The 17421-nt window shown below is 68.2% G+C and carries 23 protein-coding genes; 13 read left to right on the forward strand and 10 right to left on the reverse strand.

Annotated features, from left to right (window positions below):
- Positions 1-36 precede the first annotated feature (36 nt).
- Entirely contained in the window at positions 37-843 is an 807-nt protein-coding gene (locus tag ACZ6YV_RS05705) for a very short patch repair endonuclease (protein WP_465508471.1), read from the reverse strand.
- Positions 827-2155 (reverse strand): DNA cytosine methyltransferase, encoded by a 1329-nt coding sequence (locus ACZ6YV_RS05710; RefSeq protein WP_465508472.1) that lies wholly within the window; start codon positions 2153-2155, stop codon positions 827-829. Before ACZ6YV_RS05710 ends, ACZ6YV_RS05705 begins: the two co-directional genes overlap by 17 nt.
- A gap of 91 nt (positions 2156-2246) precedes the next feature.
- On the opposite strand from ACZ6YV_RS05710, the gene ACZ6YV_RS05715 reads away from it, so the two are divergent.
- Positions 2247-3017 carry an Eco29kI family restriction endonuclease gene (locus ACZ6YV_RS05715; protein ID WP_465508473.1) on the forward strand — a complete coding sequence of 257 codons (771 nt, stop codon included), beginning with the start codon at positions 2247-2249 and terminating at the stop codon, positions 3015-3017.
- A gap of 108 nt (positions 3018-3125) precedes the next feature.
- On the opposite strand, the gene ACZ6YV_RS05720 is transcribed toward ACZ6YV_RS05715, so the two are convergent.
- Entirely contained in the window at positions 3126-3719 is a 594-nt protein-coding gene (locus ACZ6YV_RS05720) for a TetR/AcrR family transcriptional regulator (RefSeq protein WP_465508474.1), read from the reverse strand.
- Between the two features lie 47 nt (positions 3720-3766).
- On the opposite strand from ACZ6YV_RS05720, the gene ACZ6YV_RS05725 reads away from it, so the two are divergent.
- Both ACZ6YV_RS05725 and ACZ6YV_RS05730 read left to right on the forward strand, forming a co-directional pair.
- Complete coding sequence (locus ACZ6YV_RS05725) at positions 3767-4435, forward strand: SDR family oxidoreductase (protein WP_465508475.1); 669 nt, start codon at positions 3767-3769, stop codon at positions 4433-4435.
- Between the two features lie 4 nt (positions 4436-4439).
- On the forward strand, positions 4440-5333 hold the full coding sequence (locus ACZ6YV_RS05730) for an SWIM zinc finger family protein (protein ID WP_465508476.1): 894 nt from the start codon (positions 4440-4442) through the stop codon (positions 5331-5333).
- On the opposite strand, the gene ACZ6YV_RS05735 is transcribed toward ACZ6YV_RS05730, so the two are convergent.
- Positions 5330-6337: an SEL1-like repeat protein gene (locus ACZ6YV_RS05735; protein WP_465508477.1), complete on the reverse strand. Its 1008-nt coding sequence runs from the start codon at positions 6335-6337 to the stop codon at positions 5330-5332. The two genes, ACZ6YV_RS05730 and ACZ6YV_RS05735, sit on opposite strands and share 4 nt — an antisense overlap.
- Positions 6338-6494: 157 nt before the next feature.
- On the opposite strand from ACZ6YV_RS05735, the gene ACZ6YV_RS05740 reads away from it, so the two are divergent.
- Together ACZ6YV_RS05740 and ACZ6YV_RS05745 are read left to right on the forward strand one after the other, a co-directional pair.
- Entirely contained in the window at positions 6495-7163 is a 669-nt protein-coding gene (locus tag ACZ6YV_RS05740) for an HNH endonuclease family protein (RefSeq protein ID WP_465508478.1), read from the forward strand.
- Positions 7164-7191: 28 nt separating this feature from the next.
- Positions 7192-7842 (forward strand): alpha/beta fold hydrolase, encoded by a 651-nt coding sequence (locus tag ACZ6YV_RS05745; protein ID WP_465508479.1) that lies wholly within the window; start codon positions 7192-7194, stop codon positions 7840-7842.
- Between the two features lie 160 nt (positions 7843-8002).
- On the opposite strand, the gene ACZ6YV_RS05750 is transcribed toward ACZ6YV_RS05745, so the two are convergent.
- On the reverse strand, positions 8003-8638 hold the full coding sequence (locus ACZ6YV_RS05750) for a nitroreductase family protein (RefSeq protein ID WP_465508480.1): 636 nt from the start codon (positions 8636-8638) through the stop codon (positions 8003-8005).
- A 55-nt stretch (positions 8639-8693) separates the two neighbouring features.
- Here ACZ6YV_RS05750 and ACZ6YV_RS05755 point away from each other — a divergent pair, with 55 nt between their 5' ends.
- Positions 8694-9173, forward strand: coding sequence for a MarR family winged helix-turn-helix transcriptional regulator (locus ACZ6YV_RS05755; RefSeq protein WP_465508553.1), 480 nt, complete (start codon positions 8694-8696; stop codon positions 9171-9173).
- Here the strand turns inward: ACZ6YV_RS05755 and ACZ6YV_RS05760 are convergent.
- From ACZ6YV_RS05760 to ACZ6YV_RS05770, 3 genes are all read right to left on the reverse strand, one after another.
- Positions 9142-9567: an ATP-binding protein gene (locus ACZ6YV_RS05760; RefSeq protein ID WP_465508481.1), complete on the reverse strand. Its 426-nt coding sequence runs from the start codon at positions 9565-9567 to the stop codon at positions 9142-9144. The genes ACZ6YV_RS05755 and ACZ6YV_RS05760 overlap by 32 nt on opposite strands.
- A 77-nt stretch (positions 9568-9644) precedes the next feature.
- Entirely contained in the window at positions 9645-10418 is a 774-nt protein-coding gene (locus ACZ6YV_RS05765) for a SigB/SigF/SigG family RNA polymerase sigma factor (protein WP_465508482.1), read from the reverse strand.
- Complete coding sequence (locus ACZ6YV_RS05770) at positions 10415-10831, reverse strand: anti-sigma factor (protein ID WP_378238239.1); 417 nt, start codon at positions 10829-10831, stop codon at positions 10415-10417. The genes ACZ6YV_RS05765 and ACZ6YV_RS05770 overlap by 4 nt, the downstream gene beginning before the upstream one ends.
- A gap of 136 nt (positions 10832-10967) precedes the next feature.
- Between ACZ6YV_RS05770 and ACZ6YV_RS05775 the strand changes: the two genes are divergently transcribed.
- The 6 genes from ACZ6YV_RS05775 (at position 10968) to ACZ6YV_RS05800 (ending at position 14129) form a co-directional block, all read left to right on the forward strand.
- The gene (locus ACZ6YV_RS05775) at positions 10968-11276 is read left to right on the forward strand and encodes a WhiB family transcriptional regulator (protein ID WP_016330769.1); all 309 of its coding nucleotides are present in this window, start codon (positions 10968-10970) and stop codon (positions 11274-11276) included.
- A 214-nt stretch (positions 11277-11490) separates the two neighbouring features.
- A complete protein-coding gene (locus tag ACZ6YV_RS05780; protein ID WP_378238240.1) occupies positions 11491-11844 on the forward strand; it encodes an STAS domain-containing protein in 354 nt (117 codons plus the stop codon).
- A 57-nt stretch (positions 11845-11901) separates the two neighbouring features.
- Positions 11902-12687 carry a metal-dependent hydrolase gene (locus tag ACZ6YV_RS05785; protein ID WP_465508483.1) on the forward strand — a complete coding sequence of 262 codons (786 nt, stop codon included), beginning with the start codon at positions 11902-11904 and terminating at the stop codon, positions 12685-12687.
- A 63-nt stretch (positions 12688-12750) separates the two neighbouring features.
- Positions 12751-13326 (forward strand): TetR/AcrR family transcriptional regulator, encoded by a 576-nt coding sequence (locus tag ACZ6YV_RS05790; RefSeq protein ID WP_465508484.1) that lies wholly within the window; start codon positions 12751-12753, stop codon positions 13324-13326.
- A gap of 53 nt (positions 13327-13379) precedes the next feature.
- Positions 13380-13703 (forward strand): hypothetical protein, encoded by a 324-nt coding sequence (locus ACZ6YV_RS05795; protein WP_465508485.1) that lies wholly within the window; start codon positions 13380-13382, stop codon positions 13701-13703.
- Between the two features lie 36 nt (positions 13704-13739).
- Positions 13740-14129: a hypothetical protein gene (locus ACZ6YV_RS05800; RefSeq protein WP_465508486.1), complete on the forward strand. Its 390-nt coding sequence runs from the start codon at positions 13740-13742 to the stop codon at positions 14127-14129.
- A gap of 43 nt (positions 14130-14172) precedes the next feature.
- Here the strand turns inward: ACZ6YV_RS05800 and ACZ6YV_RS05805 are convergent, their stop codons facing one another.
- Positions 14173-15807, reverse strand: coding sequence for an ABC transporter permease (locus ACZ6YV_RS05805; RefSeq protein WP_465508487.1), 1635 nt, complete (start codon positions 15805-15807; stop codon positions 14173-14175).
- Positions 15804-16700 carry an ABC transporter ATP-binding protein gene (locus tag ACZ6YV_RS05810; protein ID WP_465508488.1) on the reverse strand — a complete coding sequence of 299 codons (897 nt, stop codon included), beginning with the start codon at positions 16698-16700 and terminating at the stop codon, positions 15804-15806. The genes ACZ6YV_RS05805 and ACZ6YV_RS05810 overlap by 4 nt, the downstream gene beginning before the upstream one ends.
- Positions 16701-16794: 94 nt before the next feature.
- On the opposite strand from ACZ6YV_RS05810, the gene ACZ6YV_RS05815 reads away from it, so the two are divergent.
- Positions 16795-17301, forward strand: coding sequence for a GbsR/MarR family transcriptional regulator (locus ACZ6YV_RS05815; RefSeq protein ID WP_465508489.1), 507 nt, complete (start codon positions 16795-16797; stop codon positions 17299-17301).
- The last annotated feature ends 120 nt before the right edge of the window (positions 17302-17421 follow it).

A 17421-nucleotide genomic window follows, 5' to 3' on the forward strand; every position in this document is an offset into this window, starting at 1 on the left:
TAGGACTCCTTCTCTGTGGTCGCGGGTAAATGGTTGCTAGCCCTCCGGTCTCCGAGCTGTCGCCTTCCTGAGGTTCATCTTCTCCCGTAGAATCAATGCTATCCGTCCGGCGGCCGCTTGAGGGTTTTCGTGTTCCCATACCCGGATAACCGTCCAGCCTGAATCAAGTAGGATGCTGTTGGTCTCGGAATCTCTCCTTCTATTGCCTTCGATCTTGGCAATCCAGAACTCCGTGTTCGTTCTGGATTGCCTATAGTGTTCCTGGCAGCCATGCCAGTAGCAGCCGTCAACGAATATAGCCACTCGTATTTTGGGAAAAAGAATATCCGCAGTCCTGCGAAGATTGGGGATCGGCTTCATTGAAACGCGATACCGAAATCCCATTTCGTGGAGTAGTGAGCGAAGTTGAAGTTCGGGCTTGGTGTCTTTACCTCGATTTCCCCGCATCGAAGATCTGACGGCGGGAGACGATGCCCAAGAGGATGACGGTGCGGGCTTGAGCGGAAGGCCTTTTTGTCTCGCCTTGGTCCAGGCCTCTGCGAGGTTCTCGGCTCTGCTGTCCTGTCCGACCTCGCCAATATACCGCGACACGGAACGGTTGCGATCCGACCATCGTAGGTAAGCTCGAATCCGTCGCGTGTTGGGTAGTAGTTTCAATTCTACGGATGCATGCGCGGTTCGGCCATCGGTCAGGGCGACAGAACGGTACTCGTGACCTCCTGCCGCCCGATCCTGTTCAGCGGTAGCCGCTCTGCGACTGCGTCCAGGACGCCCCTTCCAGGCTTTGGAAGGGGGCGGCTTCTCGCTCCATTTACTTTGTTTCGACTCAGGCGCCCGCGGCACAAGAACCTTCCGCCCCGTCTAGTGCGGCCGCGATGGCTTTGGCGAAAGTTTCGCCGAGTAGTACCGGTACCGCGTTCCCAAGCTGTCGCATCTTCTCGCCGCGGGGCCCCTGCAGGATCCACTTGTCGGAAAAAGTCATCACCCTGGCCGTCTCCCGGACGGTCATGTAGCGGTGCTTGTAGCGGTACCCGCCGGGACTGGTGGAATCCTTTACCCGTTCATCAGTAAGCATCACGGATTCGCCGCCGGGTACGCCATGTACTCCAGCTTTCACGGTTTTAGCCGGCCTATCCAGTAAATTTGGTGTGTGGCCGTCATAAATTCGCGCATCCGGCCATCCAATATGATCCGAGAAGCCGCCTAGATGGTATTCGGTTCGATCGAGCTTGTTCCAGGGAATCTTCGGGAGCGGCGGGGCGACCACGCCGTTCTCGTCTTCGATACCGTTCAGGGCGTCACGTAACGTACGCCAAGGAGACAAGCCATCATCCATAGGCAACGTGGCAGGCAGTCGTGAATCAACAAGATCGCGGACGTGGCCGGGGACTCCACTGTGGCGTTCCCAGTACTCGCCTGACGCGATAGACCTAAGCAGGGCCGCCTCGGAGAACCTCGGCGCGATCGATCGCTTGAACGATTCGATATCCACCCCGAGATCTGAGCGGAACGCCACGAGGATGACTCGATGTCTGATCTGAGGGACACCGTAGTCGGCCGCGTTGACAGGCGTCATCACGACCTCGTACCGCTTCGTCCCGTCGGAGGGGACACCGTCCGCCGCTTCGCGCAACACGGCGTCGTGGTCCTTCCAGGAGGAACCAGGCCGACGCTCGACGAAGGGCAACGCCAGCTCGCGCAGGATGTACTCGAAGTACGGCCGGAACGACGGCCGCAGGAGACCGCGGACGTTCTCGCAGAGGACGACCTTGGGCTGTATCTCCCTCACCGCCCTGAACATCTGGGGGAACATGTTCCTGCCGTCCTCGTCCCCTCTCGCCACCCCGCCCAAGCTGAACGGCTGGCAAGGAGGGCCGCCCGCCAGGACGTCCACCTGGCCATGCAGATACCGCATCGGCAGCTCCCCGACGTCCCTCTTGACCAGCGGCCAAGGGGCCCCCGGCCGCGGCGCCACCTCCTCGCCCCGCTCCTTCGCCCCGTTGGCCTCCAAGGTGTTGCATGCGTGACCGGGTAGCTCGTTGAGGAGAAGCGGTCGAAAGCCGGCGTTCTTGACGGCCTGCACGAGGCCGCCGCCGCCCGCGAACAACTCAACCGACGTTCGGTCTTGCGTAGGTTCTTTCCGCTCATCTGGCACTGGTAAAGCATACCGCGGAATAGATGATCTTCGCGGTCGACGCGCCAGTCTTGCCACTCTCGGATCGATGACCTTGTAGGCTGTCGCGGCTATGCCGGTCAAACGATTGAACCCGGGGGACGACGCGGCCGCCGACGCGGGCGCGGGCACAGGGGCGCCCGACGAAACGGACGCGCGGGCCGCAGCGGTGGAAGGCCGCCGTGACCGCATCTACGACCCCCTCCGCCGCGAGAACCTCGGCCGAAGCGTGCTTTGGGCACTCGTGGCCACGCCCGCTGTACGCCTGGGCGACGTGAAGCCATTCAAAGGATGCGGGATCTACGCCCTCTACTACGCGGGCGCCCACGAGCTCTACCGCGCGATATCGTCGGACCGGTGCGAAATCCCCATCTACGTCGGTAAGGCCGATCCGGCGGGCGGCCGGCGAGGGGTCGGCGTCGAACCCGCATGGGAAGGCTTCCCCCTCTGGCGCCGGATCGGAACGCACCGACGCAAACTCGCAGAGGCGGCCGACCTGGAAGTCGCGGACTTCCATATCCGGTACCTGCCCGCGGACGACCTCTTCACCCCCATGGCGGAACGACTGATGATCAACGATCTTCAGCCGGTCTGGAACGTGGCGATCGACGGGTTCGGCGTAAACCCGCAGGGAACCCCCCGTCAGACGAGCGGGGCCCGACCCCGGTGGCACGAGCTGCACAAAGGCGTCCCGTGGGCGGAGATGATGCGAAACCACCCCGATGGCGCCGACAAGATCAGGGCGGCCGTCCGAGTCCACCTGAAGGCCAACGCTAGGCCGGCGAGCAGTTCGACACCGGGGGTGCCTAGCGCGCCGGGCTCCACCGGCCTTGGACCGACATGACCCATCCGGCGACAGGGGGTCCGAAGCCGGCTTTGCATCCAAGTCGGCGAAGCCGGTCGACCGAGCGACCAGAGATCGATCGACGAGGTCTCGCGTCGCGGTGACGGGCTAATCACTAGAGCGATCATGACCAACGTCCCCGAAGACGCTGGTCAGAGCCTGTCGGATCAACCCCGGCAGGTCTCCCTTCCCGTCCGTCTCCGCCCACCGGAACAGCGCCACATGTGCCGCCCCCAGGCAGGCCATAGCCGTAGCCCGCACCCGAAACTCCTCGTCCGGCCCCAAAGCGGAACCGCCGAGAGCGGCAACGATCGCATCGGCAGTCGCGTACTGACTGTCCAGGTGACGCGCCCGCAGCGCCGGCACCGAGATCATCAGCCGTAGCCGCGCCAACAGGAACGCCTTCTCCTGCGCCGAACCGAGAGCGGCGGTCGACTCCAAAGCGCGCCCGATCCGCGCAGCCAGAGGCAAAGAAGCAGGCTGAGCAGTGACGGCAGAGGCAGTCACAGGGTCGTATTCGTCGTAGAGGACCAGGTCCTCCTTCGTCGGGAAGTGCCGGTACACCGTCATCGCCGAGACGCCGACGGCCGCGGCGACGTCGGCGACGGTGGTCGCGTCGTAGCCGACGTCGGTGAAGAGGCGGATCGCATGCGTCTGGACGAGAAGCCGGGTTTCGGCGCGCTGGCGGTCTCGAAGGCTCACGTGGTAGACACTATCAAAGTGTTAGTGGCTAACATCTGGGGTGAGCGATGAAGACAGCTTTGGTTACCGGGGCGTCCAGAGGAATCGGGGCGGCGATCGCGCGAAGGCTCGAACGAGACGGCATCCGGACGATCAAGCGATCAAGCAGTCAAGCGGATCTGGCACAGATGGAGGGCGTCGACAGAGCCCTCGAAGGTATCGACAGCCTCGACATCCTGGTCAACAACGCCGCAGCCGCACCACAAGGGCCCATCGAGACGGACACGCCCGAGAGCTTCGACCACCTCTTCGCGGTCAATGTCAGGGCGCCGTACTTCCTCATCCAACGCGCACCGATCAACGACGGCGGCCGCATCATCAACGTCTCCTCGGTCGCCACCAGGATGGCCAACCCGGCGCAGACGTCCTTCGCGATGACGAAGGGCGCGCTCGAGACGATGAGCCGCACCCTCGCCCACCAGCTCGGACCCCGCGGGATCACGGTCAACGTCGTCGCGCCGGGCGCCACCAGGACCGCGGACAACACCGAGATCTTCACGCCCGAATTGACAAACGCAATCACAAGCCTCACGGCTCAGCGGAGGCTGGGGGACCAAGACGACATAGCGGACGTCGTCGCGTTCCTCGCCTCCGACGACGCCCGCTGGGTGACGGGGCAGGTCCTCGACGCGAGCGGCGGGTTGTTCCTCGGTCCTCCGGCCCAAGGGGTTCAATAGGGCGGTGACGTGGTTCAGCGAGGACGAACTCCGCAGGCAGGCCGGTGACGTCTCCTTCGCGCGCGGGGCCAAGTACCTGGAGTCGGTCGAGGCGCTGGACGACGTCGCGGGCGGGGTCGCGGCGGTGGTCAGCGGCACCGACCGGTACACGGTCCGCTTGCGCAACGTCGGCGGCGAGCTCGTCGGCGAGTGCTCCTGCCCGCACGCGGCGGACGGCTTCTTCTGCAAGCACTGCGTGGCCGTCGGGCTGCTGGTCCTCGAGGGCGTCGCGGACGGCGGCGCGGCCGACATCCGCGGGTACGTCGAGACCCTGGAGCGCGCCGAGCTGGTCGAGCTGCTCGTCGGGCACGCGAACGAGGACCCGGTCCTGTTCCGCAAGCTCTCCCTCAAGGCGGGCCGCGAGGACCTCGACGCGTTGCGGCGGCATGTCGAGGGAACGTTGCGGTTGCGCGGTTTCGTCGGGTTCCAGGGCACGCTCGCGTACACGGGGAAGGTCCGCGAAGTGCTCGCCACCGCCAAGGAAGTCATGGACGCGCCGTTGCTGTGCCGCATCGTCGAACTCGTCACCGAGGCACTGGACTTCGCCGAGGACTCGTTCGGCGCGCTCGGCGCGGAGGTCCGCGCGGCGCTCGCGTTGTACGCGGAGGCCTGCGCGGACTCGCCGCCGGAGCCCAAGGAGCTCGCGGAGTGGTTGCTGCGCCTGGATCTCGACGGATCTGGCCGCGTGGACGTGAGCATCGCGGACTTCACCGCCGGGCTCGGCTTCGAGGGGCTCGCGGTGTTCCGCGCCGGTGTCGAGGAGCGGTGGCGGCTCGACGACGGCGAGGACCCGTACCGCAGCCGCAAACTCCAGCGGCTGCGCGAGGGATTCGCGGTGATGAGGAACTGGAAGGCCTAGTAACCTCGCCGGTGCCGGACGCCCGAATTGCGGTACAGCTCCTCCAGATCCCGTTGCCCCGCTTGATCGCCGGTGTCGGCGGCCGCCCGGAACCAGTGCTCTGCCTCTTGGAAGTTCCCGTGGTCGGCGGCGAGCCTGCCGAGGTTGGTGTACGCGGGGACGCTGCCGAGTTCCGCGGCCCGCCGGTACCAGGCGGTGGCCTCGCCGGGGTCGTTCCGGTCGTTGGCGAGCACGCCGAGATTCGTCATCGCCGCGGCGTCGCCCCGTTTCGCGGCCTTGAGGTACCAGCGTTCGGCCTCCTCAAGCTCGCCGCGCCGGTGCAGCACCAGACCGAGGCGGACGGCGGCTTCGGGGGCACCGGCGGCCGCGGCCGCGTGGAAGCAGCTTTCGGCGCGCGCGAGGTCGTCCCGGCGCTCGGCCTTGAGACCGAGTTTGACCAGCGACGTCGCGTCGGCCTCTTCGCCCGCCTTGCGCCACCACGGTTCCGCTTCGGCCCCCCGCCCGGTGTCGCACAGCAGCGCGCCGAGCGTGATCATCCCGTCGACGTCGCCCGCCTCCGCGGCCTCGCCCGCCCAGCGCTCGGCCTCCTGGAGCTCGCCGCGCCGGTGCAGCGCCCGGCCGAGTTCCGCCATCGCCTCGACCCGGCCCTCTTCGGCCGCCCGCCGCCACCAGTCCTCGGCGGCGTCCGGATCACCCCGTCGCGCGCAGAGATTTCCCAGATGCGCCATGGCATGCGAATCACCGGCCATCGCCGCCTCGCGGTACCAGCGTTCGGCCTGTTCGGGTACGCCGCGTTCGCGCAGGAGGTGCGCCAGGTTGCCCATCGCGACCCTGTCCCCGCCCTCGGCGGCCTTCCGGAACCACGCCTCGGCCTCGTCGAGGTCACCCCGCTCCAGCGCGGTGGATCCCATACGTGCCATGGCGATCACGTGTCCGCGCTCCGCGGCCTTCCGGTTCAGATAGTCGTCGACCCTGGTGTTCCATTTACGTTTTTCGGCGCCCACAAGCCCGCTCCTTCCGGCAGCGTCCCTGGGGTAGTCGCTGATCAGAGCGCCGATGTGACAACAACTACCTGCTGTCATCGCCGTGTCGCTCCCGGTTTCGTCACACGGGCGCGGCGATACTGAAGCACTCCCCATCCCCGTCGAGAGGAATCGCGCGGTGGCCACGCGTACCCGGCAGATGACCACGACCCAGCGTCTGCTCCTGCTGATCACCCTCGCCGCCGTCGTTCTCGCGGTGTTCTGGTTCGTCAGCGGCAAGGGCGACGCGCTGCAACCCAAGCCCGAGAACACGGCCGGCGCCGCGGACTCGCGTAAGCAGCTGGACGAGCTCACGGTCGCGCCGCGCGGTCCGATGGACGGCTACGACCGCAAGAAGTACCCGCACTGGGACAACCAGGGGAACAACTGCAACACGCGCGAGTTCGTGCTCAAGCGCGACGGCAAGGACGTCAAGGCCGGTTCCGACTGCGCCCCGACGTCGGGCAGCTGGACGAGCATCTACGACGGCGAGACCTGGACCAAGCCGACCGACGTCGACATCGACCACATGGTCCCGCTCGCGCAGAGCTGGGTCTCCGGCGCGAGGTCGTGGACGGACGAGAAGCGGCGCCAGTTCGCGAACGACCTGACCCGCCCGCAGCTGTTCGCCGTCACCGACAACGTCAACCAGGAGAAGAGCGACAAGGCGCCGGACCAGTGGAAGCCGCCGCTCGTCTCGTTCTGGTGCACCTACGCCACCGACTGGATCACCGTGAAGCACTACTACGGCCTCACGATCACCACCGCGGAGAAGACCGCGCTCGGAGACATGCTCGGTCGTTGCTGATCTCCCCGGCTTCGGCTTAGCTGGGGCGATGGCGACCTTCGTACTGATCCACGGCGGTGGCGGCAGCGCCTGGGACTTCCACCTCCTGGAGGCGGAACTGACTCACCGCGGCCATGACGTCGTGGCCGTGAACCTGCCGATCGAAGACGAGAAGGCGGGCTTCCCGGAGCACGTCGACGCCGTCGTGAACGCGATCGGCGACCGCGGGGACCTGGTGATACTGGGCCATTCCTACGGTGGCTTCACCGCGCCGATCGTCGCGGGGAAGCTCTCGGCGCGGCTGCTCGTGCTGCTGACCGCGATGATCCCGAAACCGGGCGAGTCACCGGGGGACTGGTGGGGCAACACGGGTTTCAAGTCCGACGAGAGCCTCAGCGAGGAAGAGCAGTTCTACAACGGCGTCCCCGCGGACATCGTCGCGGAGGCGGGCTCGCACGCCCGGAACCAGGTCAGCGCCGAATGGGGACAGCCTTGGCCGCTGGAGAAGTGGCCGGACGTCCCGACGAAGGTGCTCATCGCGCGCGAAGACCAGTTCTTCGCGCCTGAGTTCCAACGCCGGGTCGTCCAGGACAGGCTCGGAATCGCTCCCGACGAGATCGCCGGTTCGCATTCCGTGCCGCTGAGCCACCCCAAGCTTTTGGCAGACCGGCTGGAGTCCTACCTCAGTGTCTCCAGGTGAACCCGCGTCCGCGATCGACGTCGGCAGGGCGCGACCTGATCTTTCAGGTCGCGCAGGTGGAGAAGGCGCCCTGCCACCGCGATAGCGGGGCCTTCGGCCGGGGCGGGTTCACGCGTAGGGTCACCTTCTGGGCGAAGCCCTCAGCTCCGCCACCCGGCCCTCACCAGCGATCCAGGCGCATGACGTCTTCGAGCGGCTGACGCGCGGCGGGCTTGAAGGTGTCGCCGGTGTAGAACGCCGTCGGGATGAGCGCGGCCTGGTGCACGTTCTCCGGCAGACCGAGGATCTCCGCGGCCTCCTTCTCGTACGCGAGGTGCAGCGTCGTCCACGCCGTGCCGAGCGTGACGGCCCGCGCCGCGAGCATGTAGCTCCACACCGCGGGCAGCAGGTTCCCCCACAGCCCGGCCTGGTTGCCGGCGGGCAGCTCGGCTCCCGACGTCTCCAGGCACGGGATGACGAGCACGGGGACCTCGCCCATCCTGTCGGCCAGGTACTCGACGCTGGTGCCGACGCGCCGCTGCACCTTCGAGCGCGCCGGGTCGTCCGCGAACAGTTTCCCCGCCGCCCGCGGGGAATCCAGGTACTCGCGGCACGCCCGCTGGTAGAGCTTGCCGAGTTCGGCCCGCTGCCCCTGATCGGTGATCACGAGCCAGTGCCAGTGCTGCGTGTTCGACCCGCTCGGCGCCTGCAGCGCGACCTGCAGGGCGTGTTTCACCAGTTCGAGGGGGACCGGACGGGTCAGGTCCAGTCGTTTGCGGACGGTTCGGGTGGTCGTCAGCAGCTCTTCGGGCGTCATCCGGAGATTATGTCGTTATGATCCGCCCGTGGGGAGGCCGCCGCGCGAACGAGGGATGGGCACCTTGCTCCGGCATGTCCTCGAAATGACCGAGGCGGACGTCTCCGCGTTCTTCGAAGACATCGGGCTGGGGGACTACCGCCCGCGGTTCACCCCGTTCGTGCGCGCGATCGTCACGCACGGGCCGCTGCCCATCCGGGATTTGGCCACCGAAGTCGGCGTGACCCATTCCGCGGCCAGTCAGACGATCGCGCAGATGGCGCGTCAGGATCTCGTCTCGCTCAGGCCCGGGGTCACCGACGCCCGGCAGAGGATCGTTTCGCTCACCGAGAAGACGCTCCGGCTGATGCCGACGCTCGAAGCCGAGTGGGCGGCGACCAGCGCAGCGGCCGAACAGCTGGAAGCCGAACTGCCGTACCCGCTCAGAGAGGTGCTGGTCGCCGCCGTCGAGGCCTTGGAGCGGAAGTCGCTCCGGGACCGCATCGCCGAAACGGACGCCGCGCTCAGGCTCGGGCGTCGGCCCGGTGAAGAGTGAAGACCGCCCAGACGTACTTCCCGCCGTCGCACGGCTCGTAGCCCCAGGCTTCGGACAAGGCGTGCACCAGCTGCAGACCGCGGCTGCGCGCCGCCATCGGCGAAGGTTCCTTCAGCTTCGGCCAGTCCGCGCCGGAGTCGTAGACCCGCAGTGTGAGCCTGCCGTCGGCGTACTCGACGTCGAGCCTGTCCGGCTTCTCGCCGTGTTCGAAAGCGTTCGTGACCAGTTCGGAGGTCGCGAGCAGGACGTCGTCGACCTCCGGGCCGTCCAGGCCGAGACTCGCCAGGGTCGCCCGCACCGCTTGCCGCGCGACCGCGGGGGCCGTCACAGCGACCGGCAGGGGCAGGGAGACCACCGGCAACGAGCCCTCCGATCGCGTCTTGGACATCGTCATGGTTCCGCACCTCCCCTCACGAGAGACTCCCAGATCCGCTGTTCGCCTCCCAGATACCCACAAGGGTCAAGGTCGAATCAGGGTCCGTCCGTGAGTTCTGTCTCGGTCAGTCCTTCACGCAGTTTCTTGAGGGTGGAGGCCAGCAAACGCGACACCTGCATCTGGGAAACGCCGACACGGCGCGCGATGTCCGACTGGCTCATCCCGGACCCGAACCGCAGCGCGACGATCTTGCGCTCGCGATCGGGCAGCCGTTCCAGCATCGGCCGCAGCGCCTCGCGGAGCTCCGCCTGGCTCAGGTTGGCGTCCGCCTCGCCGAAGCGGGTGTGCGCCGAGTTCTCCAGGAGGTTGTCGAGCGAAGCCCCGTACCGGCCCTGGCCGGCGCGGAGGCCTTCGTAGACCTCGTCGATCGGGATGCCGAGGTGGACGGCGATCTCACTGGGCTTCGGCGCGCGGGAGAGCCGGACGGTCAGCTCCTCGCGCACGGCCGAGATGTTCGCGTTCAGCTCCTTGAGCCGCCGGGGGACCCGGACCGACCAGCTGTTGTCGCGGAAGTGGTGCCGCAGCTCACCGGAGATGGTCGGGACCGCGAAAGCCAGGAAGTCACTGCCCTGGCCCGGATCGAAACGGTCGACGGCGTGGATCAGCCCGATCGTCGCGATCTGGACCAGATCCTCCATCGACTCGTCCCGGTTACGGAACTTGCGCGCCAGGTTGCGCGCGAGCTCCAGATGCGCGCGCACCAGTTCGTCCCTCAGCCGTTCGCGTTCTGGGGCGTCCTGGGGCAGCGCGCACATGCGCTCGAACAGGGCCGGAACGTCCGCGCCGTCTTGCTCGACGGGTTCGGTCACGGCCGGGCCGCCTCGCTCTCCCGGATGAGCTCCACCCTGGACAGGTAGCCGCCGTCGGCCGGGGTGACGCTCCGCCGCGCGGACGTCGCGAGCGCGGTGAGCAGCTGCCAGGACAGACCGGTCTCGTCGTCGTGGTCCGGAGAGTCCGAAAGCACCGAGACGGTCACCTCGATCCGTCCGTCCTTCCACGAGAAAACGCAGTTCAGATGGCCGTCGGAAGCCGAGGGGAGCAGCATGGAGCAGGCCTCGTCCACCGCCATCCGGAGGTCCTCGACCGCGTCCAGGTCGAAGTCCTGGCGCATCGCGATGTCCGCGACGATCGTCCGGAGAGTCGGTACCACGTGCGGTACCGCGGCCGTGCGTACCTCGATGAGTTGAGCGCCCTCCCCGCTGGGCGGGGTGTTGTCCACCACGTGTGTTCCTCTCTCGAGCTGCGCTGCCGAGTCGTCGATTGCCCGGAGTGTGAGCAAACCAAACCCACGTTTGACTCGCGCAGGCGGCGGGCATGTAACCGGTGACAAACGATCTCCTGGAAAGGCGGGGACCGACGTGGCTGACGTGAGCCGGCTGCCCAACGTGGTGGCGGAAGAGTGGGATTGGCAGCTCCGTGGGTCGTGCCGAGGCGCCGACAGCAGCTTGTTCTTCCACACGGACAACGAGCGCGGGTCGGCCCGCGAGCGGCGCGAATCGCGTGCCAAGGCGATCTGCCACACCTGCCCGGTGCTGGCGCAGTGCCGCAAGCACGCGCTGGCGGTCCAGGAGCCGTACGGCATCTGGGGTGGTCTCGGCGAGATCGAGCGCCGTGAGCTGTTCCTCCGGGAACGCCGTGCCGGGCGTAAGGCATTGACGGCGCATTGAGCGCGCCCCGGACACCGGTCGGCGACGCGCGCGACGGCGATCGTGGCGCCCCGTCCGTACTGGGTTAGGGTTGGGACTGTCGTTGCGGGGACAGCCAAGCCAACCCGCCGAAGAAGAGCGTGCGTCCGTGTCCGGACTGGGCGCGGCCGTCGCTTGAGACCACAGGCGCGTTCCGGCGCTGAGCGTCGGTTCTCACCTGATGAGGAGAATGTGCATGCCCGCAGCGGACCAGAACACCACGCCGCCCGGTTTCAGCATCACGCTGGACGCCGAAGCGTCTGTACCGCGCGTGGTGGTCACCGGTGAGCTCGACCTGCTGACGAGCCCGCAGCTCCAGGAGACCCTCGGGGCCCTGATCACGGACAAACCGTCCGGCAGGGTCGTCGCCGACCTGACCGGCGTGACCTTCTTCGACTCCTCGGCGCTGAACGTGGTGCTCCAGGCGCAGCGCCAGGCCGCCGAGAAGGCTGTCGAGCTCGAACTGGTGCCCAGCCCGCAGGTGAGCCGCGTGATCGAGCTCACCGGCGTCGCCGAACACCTCAGCGTGTCGGAAGAGCCCCCCGCCTGAACCCCCGCTACGGTCGTGGGCTCGTGATCCGCGACACCTGGGGGCAGCAGCACGATGATGGGGCGGACGCATGCCCTGACAGGCTGGTGCGCGGGTCTCGCGCTCGCGCCCGCCGTCGGAGCGGGAACAGTGCACCAAGCGGTCGTGTTCGCCGCGACCACGGCCGGCTTCGCCCTCCTGCCCGACCTCGACCACCCGGGCGCCCGCGCGTCGCGGCTGCTCGGCTGGTTCACCGGCGCGATCTCCTGGCTGCTTCGCCGGGTTTCGGCGGCCCTCTACGCGCTGACCAAGGGACCCCGGGACGAGAAAGTCACCGGTAAGCACCGGCATCTCTCGCACACCGTCTTATTCGCCGTCGGCCTCGGCTTCCTGACCTCCTGGGGCACCACCCAAGGCGGACCGTGGGCGGTGTTCGGCGTCGTCGTCCTCGGCCTGCTGCTCGCGGAAGGCGCGCTCGGCGACTGGCTCCTGCCGGTCAGCGGCGCCGCGATCGGATGGTGGGTGTGGACCGCCCCGCCGGACAAGGCGGCGCAGCTCGCGGAGATCTCCGGCTGGCTCGGCATCGCCGTCGCGGCCGGCTGTTTCGTGCACTGCCTCGGGGACGCGCTGACCGAGTCCGGCTGCCCGTTCCTGTTCCCGATCCCGATCGCGGGCGAGACCTGGTACGAGATCCGGCCGCCGAAGCCGTTGCGGTTCCGCACCGGCAAGAAGGTGGAGAACCGGCTGATCTTCCCGGTGTTCGCGGTCGCCGCGGTGCTGCTGATCCCGGGCGTGTGGGAGTACCTGTTCACCACGGCCCAGAGCCTGTTCACACCGGACGGGGCGCAGACCGCGGTGCAGTGAGGAATGCCCTCACCGGCGGCGGCGTTGAATCGGAACGCCGGACCCGGTTGAGGAGGGGGAACAGTGGACAAGCCCGTGCTGCGCGCCGACGCACGACGCAATCGAGCGAAGGTGCTCGCAGCGGCCGAAGAGGCCTTCGCCGTCAACGGCCTCGCCGTCCCCCTCGACGAGATCGCCCGCATCGCCGGTGTCGGCGCGGGTACGGTCTACCGGCATTTCCCCAGCAAGGACGCCCTTTTCCAAGCCGTCGTCCTGGACCGCGTCGAGCAGTTCGCGCAGGAAGCCCGTGACCTGCTGACAGCCGAAGACCCCGGCGAAGCGTTCTTCGACTTCTTCAAGCGCGTCGTCCAGCAGGCGTCCCGCAACCGGGCGCTGTGCGACGCGCTCGCCGAGACGACAGGGCTGGCTTTCAAGGCGAGCGCGGGCAACGACTTCCGGTCGGCGTCGCAGGCGCTGCTGGCCCGGGCGCAGGCCGCGGGCGCGGTGCGCGAGGACATCGACGGCGACGACCTGCGCGCCCTGATCGCCGGATGCCTCGCCGCCGAACGGTATTCGCTCGAAGAACGGCACCTCGTGCGAATCGTGGTCGACGGGCTTCGCACGTTCCACTCGACTTGCACGCTGCGTAACAAAAAGTAAGATCAACGCGAGTAGTCCTCGTACCTGCGCTTCGCATGGCGAGGGGGTGCCGGATGTTCGGTCAGGGTCCCACCACCGGTTCCGTCACGGTCGCGGCCATCGCCGGCCTCGCGACCGGACTGCTCGTCGCCGCCCTTTTGATGGCAGGCCGCGAGCCACAACCCCGCGTCCACGAAGTCAGCACGACCCCCGCCCCGGCCACGACCTCGCGTTCGGTCGGGCCGGTCACGGTGACCGTGCCGGGGAGCGTCCCGGAACCCCTCGTCGTCACGCACACCAGTACACCCGCGCCACGCACGGTGACCAGGACCGTGACGCCGTCCACCACCTCGACGGAGCTCCCGCCGACCTCGACCACGGGATACCGGCGCGATTGAGGCAACCAGGACGGCCCCTCGCGTCGTCTGCCCGGTATGCGGCGGCTACCCGTTTTCGTGCTCCTGCTCGCGACTCTGACCGCGTGCGGGGTGAGCGAAGAGTGCCCGGCCATCGCCCTGGTGGAGGGGATCTCCCTCGACGTCCCGCCGGAGGTGGCCGCCGGCCTCACCCGCGTGTCGCTGGAGTTGTGCTGGGCCGGTGACTGCGTGACCGAATCCGCGTCCGGCGGCGAGCACGTCTTCGTGCCGGTCCAGGGCCTGCCGACCACGCCGGTCAGGACCACGGTGACCTTCGACGACGGGAAACCCCACGTCCTCGACGTGACACCGGCGATCGCCTACCCGGCGGGTGAGGCCTGCGGAGGCGGCGTGCCGGTCGCGAAACTGGTCGTCACGCCCGGCGGCGAAGTACGGCAAGAACCGTGAAGGCCACCCTCCCCGCGGGCGGCCTTCACGGTTTCCCCTGTGGCTAGCCGACGTCGCGACGCCGCCAGCCCATGAGCCCGGCCACGAGCGCGACCACGGCGACCCCGGTCAGCCAGACCAGCGGCGTCGCGGTGAACTCCGCGGCGGGCAGTTTCGGAACGTGCGAGAACGGTGAGACGTCCAGCAGCACCCGCGGCAGGTTCAGCACCGCGCCGAACAGGCTGAGCAGCAACGCCACCCCGGCGATCGCCCACGCCGCCGTCGAGAACTTCGGAGCCAGGCCGAAAAGCGTCACGGCGAGGCCGGTGATCACCCACACCGCCGGAAGCTGGGCCAGCGAAGCGACCGCCATGTCCCCGATCGCGTCGCCGACGGTGCCCGACCGCATCCCGTTCGACAGTCCTAACAGGACACCGCTGACGACCATCATCAGCGCCGTGCCGCCGAACGCGAACACGAGGTGACTCCCCAGCAACCGCAGCCTGCCCACACCCGTCGCGAGCAGTGGCTCGACACGGATCGCGGTCTCCTCGGCGCGGAGCCGCAGCGCGGCCTGCACCCCGTAGAGCGCGATGACCATGGCGAACAGGCCGGTCATCGCCGCCATGAAGGCGTCGATCAGCCCGTCCGTGCCGCCGAGGCGCTGGAAGATCTCCTTCGCCTGCTCGCTCTGCCCGACGACGTCGCCGATCCCGCTCGCGACCGAGCCGAACACCGCGGCGCAGACCGCCGTGCCGATCAGCCAGCCGATCAACGGGCCCCGGTGCAGCCGCCACGCCAGCGCGAACGGGCTGCGCAGCGACGTCGCCGCTTCGGCGGGCCCGGGACGCGGCGGCATGATGCCGGTGCCGACGTCCCGCCGCGGGAGCAGCGCGTAGCCGGCGGCGCCGACGAGGACGGTCGCGGCCAGCGGCACCAGGAAGACCCACCAGCGCTCGTCGGCGAACGGCCGGATCCGCTGCGCCCAGCCGATCGGGGACAGCCACGAGACCCAGGTCGCGTCCGAGGTCGAGTCGCCGACCGCGCGCAGCAGGAACGCGACACCGACGGCGGTGGCGCCGATCCCGTTGGCCGTCCTCGAATACTCGGCCACCTGGACGGCGACGGCCGCGACAGCCGTGAAGACCAGCCCGGTCGCCGCGGTGGCGCCGCCGAGCGCGAAAGCACCGTCGGCGGGCAGCTTCGCGCCGATCATCAGCCCGGTCTCGACGAGTCCGATGAGGACACTCGCCCCGGCGGACACCAGTACGCCCGAGGTCAGCAGGGCGAACCGGCCGACCACCGCGGAGGCCAGCAGTTCCGCGCGGCCGGTGTCCTCCTCGGCGCGGGTGTGCCGGGTGACGGTGAAGACCGCCATCAGCCCGATGATCAGGGCGAGGAAGCCGCCGAGCCGCCAGGCGGTGAACCCGCCCGCGGTCGAGAGGTCGAAGGCGGGGCCGTAGATCAGCGAAAGCGACGGGTTCGCGCCCATGCTCGCGGTGAGCCCGGCCCGTTCGGCGGCCGTCGGGTACAGCGTTTCGAACGTCCCCGAGGACGTCGAGGGCATGATGCCGAGCAGGACGATCCAGATCGGCAGGACGATCCTGTCCCGCCGCAGCGCCAGCCTGGTCAGCTGCCAGGTGCCGACCAGCCCGTGCGACGGTCCTGAAACGGTGGGACGGTCGAGCGTCGCGGTCATTTCGCGCTCGCTTCGGCGGTGTAGTGGCGGAGGAACAGCTCCTCCAGCGTCGGCGGCTGGCTGGTCAGGCTGCGGACACCGACCTGGGTGAGCTGACGCAGCGCCTCGTCGAGGGAGCGGGTTTCGACGTCGAAGCGGACCCGGTTGCCCTCGACCTTGAGGTCGTGGATGTTCTCCAGCTTGGTCAGCCCGTTCGGCGGTCCGGCGAGTTCGGCCGAGATCGACGTCCTGGTGAGGTGGCGGAGTTCGGCCAGCGTGCCGGTCTCCACGGTGTGCCCGTTGCGGATGATGCTGACCTTGTCGCAGAGCGCCTCGACCTCGGCGAGGATGTGGCTCGACAGCAGCACCGTGCGCCCCTGCTCGCGCTCCTCCTGGATCGCGTACTGGAAGGTGGCCTCCATCAGCGGGTCGAGACCGGAGGTCGGCTCGTCGAGGATCAGCAGATCCACGTGCGAGGCGAGCGCGGCCACGATCGCGACCTTCTGCCGGTTGCCCTTGGAGTAGGTGCGCCCCTTCTTCTTGGGGTCGAGGTCGAAGCGTTCGACGAGGTCCTTGCGGCGGCGCTGGTCGAGGCCGCCCCGCAGCCGCCCCAGCAGATCGATCACCTCGCCGCCGGAGAGGTTGGGCCAGAGGTTCACGTCGCCGGGGACGTAGGCGAGGCGCCGGTGCAGCCTCGCCGCGTCCTTCCAGGGGTCGCCGCCGAGCAGGCGGACGTCGCCCGAGTCTGCGTGGAGCAGGCCGAGCAGGACCCGGACGGTGGTCGACTTCCCCGCGCCGTTCGGACCGAGGAAGCCGTGCACCTCCCCAGCGGGTACCTGCAGGTCAAGGCCGTCCAGAGCCTTGGTCCGGCCGAAGGATTTGTGGAGGCCGGAGATGGAGATGGCGTTTTCCATGAATCTGAAGGTACAGTGATTTCACAAAGTTGTGAAGTTAAGAAAACGTATGGATGATGTGATCACTCTGGGGGCGGTAAGAGAGGATGTGCTCATGACGACGCCTGAGAGTGCTTCGAGCACCCAGAGAGACGAGGACGCCGTCCGCCGTTACGTGGAGCACCTGGGCCTCACGCTTTCCCAGATCGGGATGCAGCGGATGCCCGCCAGGGTGTTCGCCGCGTTGATGACCACCGACGCCGGTCGTCTCACCGCGGCCGAACTGGCCGACCAGCTTTCGGTGAGCCCCGCCGCGATCTCGGGGGCCGTGCGCTGGCTGGAGCAGATCGGACTGGTCGCCAAGGAACGCGAGCCGGGCTCGCGTCGCGACCACTACCGGCTCTTCGACGACCTCTGGTACGCCACCTTCATGAAGCGCGACCGCATGATCACCCTGTGGCGAGACGCCGCCGACGAGGGCGTTTCGTCCCTCGGCGCGGACACGCCGGCGGGTGAGCGGATCGCCGAGATGCGGGACTTCCTGAGCTTCATGATCAAGGAGCTCAACGACATGTACGCGAAGTGGCACGAGATGCGGGCCGCGAAGGGCAAGGACAAGTAGGAGGCAGGGTCGCGGGGGGGGGGGGGGGGGGGGGGGGGGGGGGGGGTTGTGGAAGAAACACCCACCCACCCCCCCCCCCCCCCCCCCCCCCCCCCCCCCCCCCCCCCCCCCCCCCCCCCC

This window comes from Amycolatopsis sp. NPDC102522 (assembly GCF_055584485.1).

Coding starts and splice junctions, on each gene's coding strand:
- ACZ6YV_RS05715 (WP_465508473.1), top strand. CDS start 2,247: ATGCCGGTCAAACGATTGAACCCGGGGGACGACGCGGCCGCCGACGCG.
- ACZ6YV_RS05725 (WP_465508475.1), top strand. CDS start 3,767: ATGAAGACAGCTTTGGTTACCGGGGCGTCCAGAGGAATCGGGGCGGCG.
- ACZ6YV_RS05745 (WP_465508479.1), top strand. CDS start 7,192: ATGGCGACCTTCGTACTGATCCACGGCGGTGGCGGCAGCGCCTGGGAC.
- ACZ6YV_RS05750 (WP_465508480.1), bottom strand. CDS start 8,638: ATGACGCCCGAAGAGCTGCTGACGACCACCCGAACCGTCCGCAAACGA.
- ACZ6YV_RS05755 (WP_465508553.1), top strand. CDS start 8,694: ATGGGCACCTTGCTCCGGCATGTCCTCGAAATGACCGAGGCGGACGTC.
- ACZ6YV_RS05760 (WP_465508481.1), bottom strand. CDS start 9,567: ATGACGATGTCCAAGACGCGATCGGAGGGCTCGTTGCCGGTGGTCTCC.
- ACZ6YV_RS05780 (WP_378238240.1), top strand. CDS start 11,491: ATGCCCGCAGCGGACCAGAACACCACGCCGCCCGGTTTCAGCATCACG.
- ACZ6YV_RS05785 (WP_465508483.1), top strand. CDS start 11,902: ATGGGGCGGACGCATGCCCTGACAGGCTGGTGCGCGGGTCTCGCGCTC.
- ACZ6YV_RS05795 (WP_465508485.1), top strand. CDS start 13,380: ATGTTCGGTCAGGGTCCCACCACCGGTTCCGTCACGGTCGCGGCCATC.
- ACZ6YV_RS05800 (WP_465508486.1), top strand. CDS start 13,740: ATGCGGCGGCTACCCGTTTTCGTGCTCCTGCTCGCGACTCTGACCGCG.
- ACZ6YV_RS05805 (WP_465508487.1), bottom strand. CDS start 15,807: ATGACCGCGACGCTCGACCGTCCCACCGTTTCAGGACCGTCGCACGGG.
- ACZ6YV_RS05810 (WP_465508488.1), bottom strand. CDS start 16,700: ATGGAAAACGCCATCTCCATCTCCGGCCTCCACAAATCCTTCGGCCGG.
- ACZ6YV_RS05815 (WP_465508489.1), top strand. CDS start 16,795: ATGACGACGCCTGAGAGTGCTTCGAGCACCCAGAGAGACGAGGACGCC.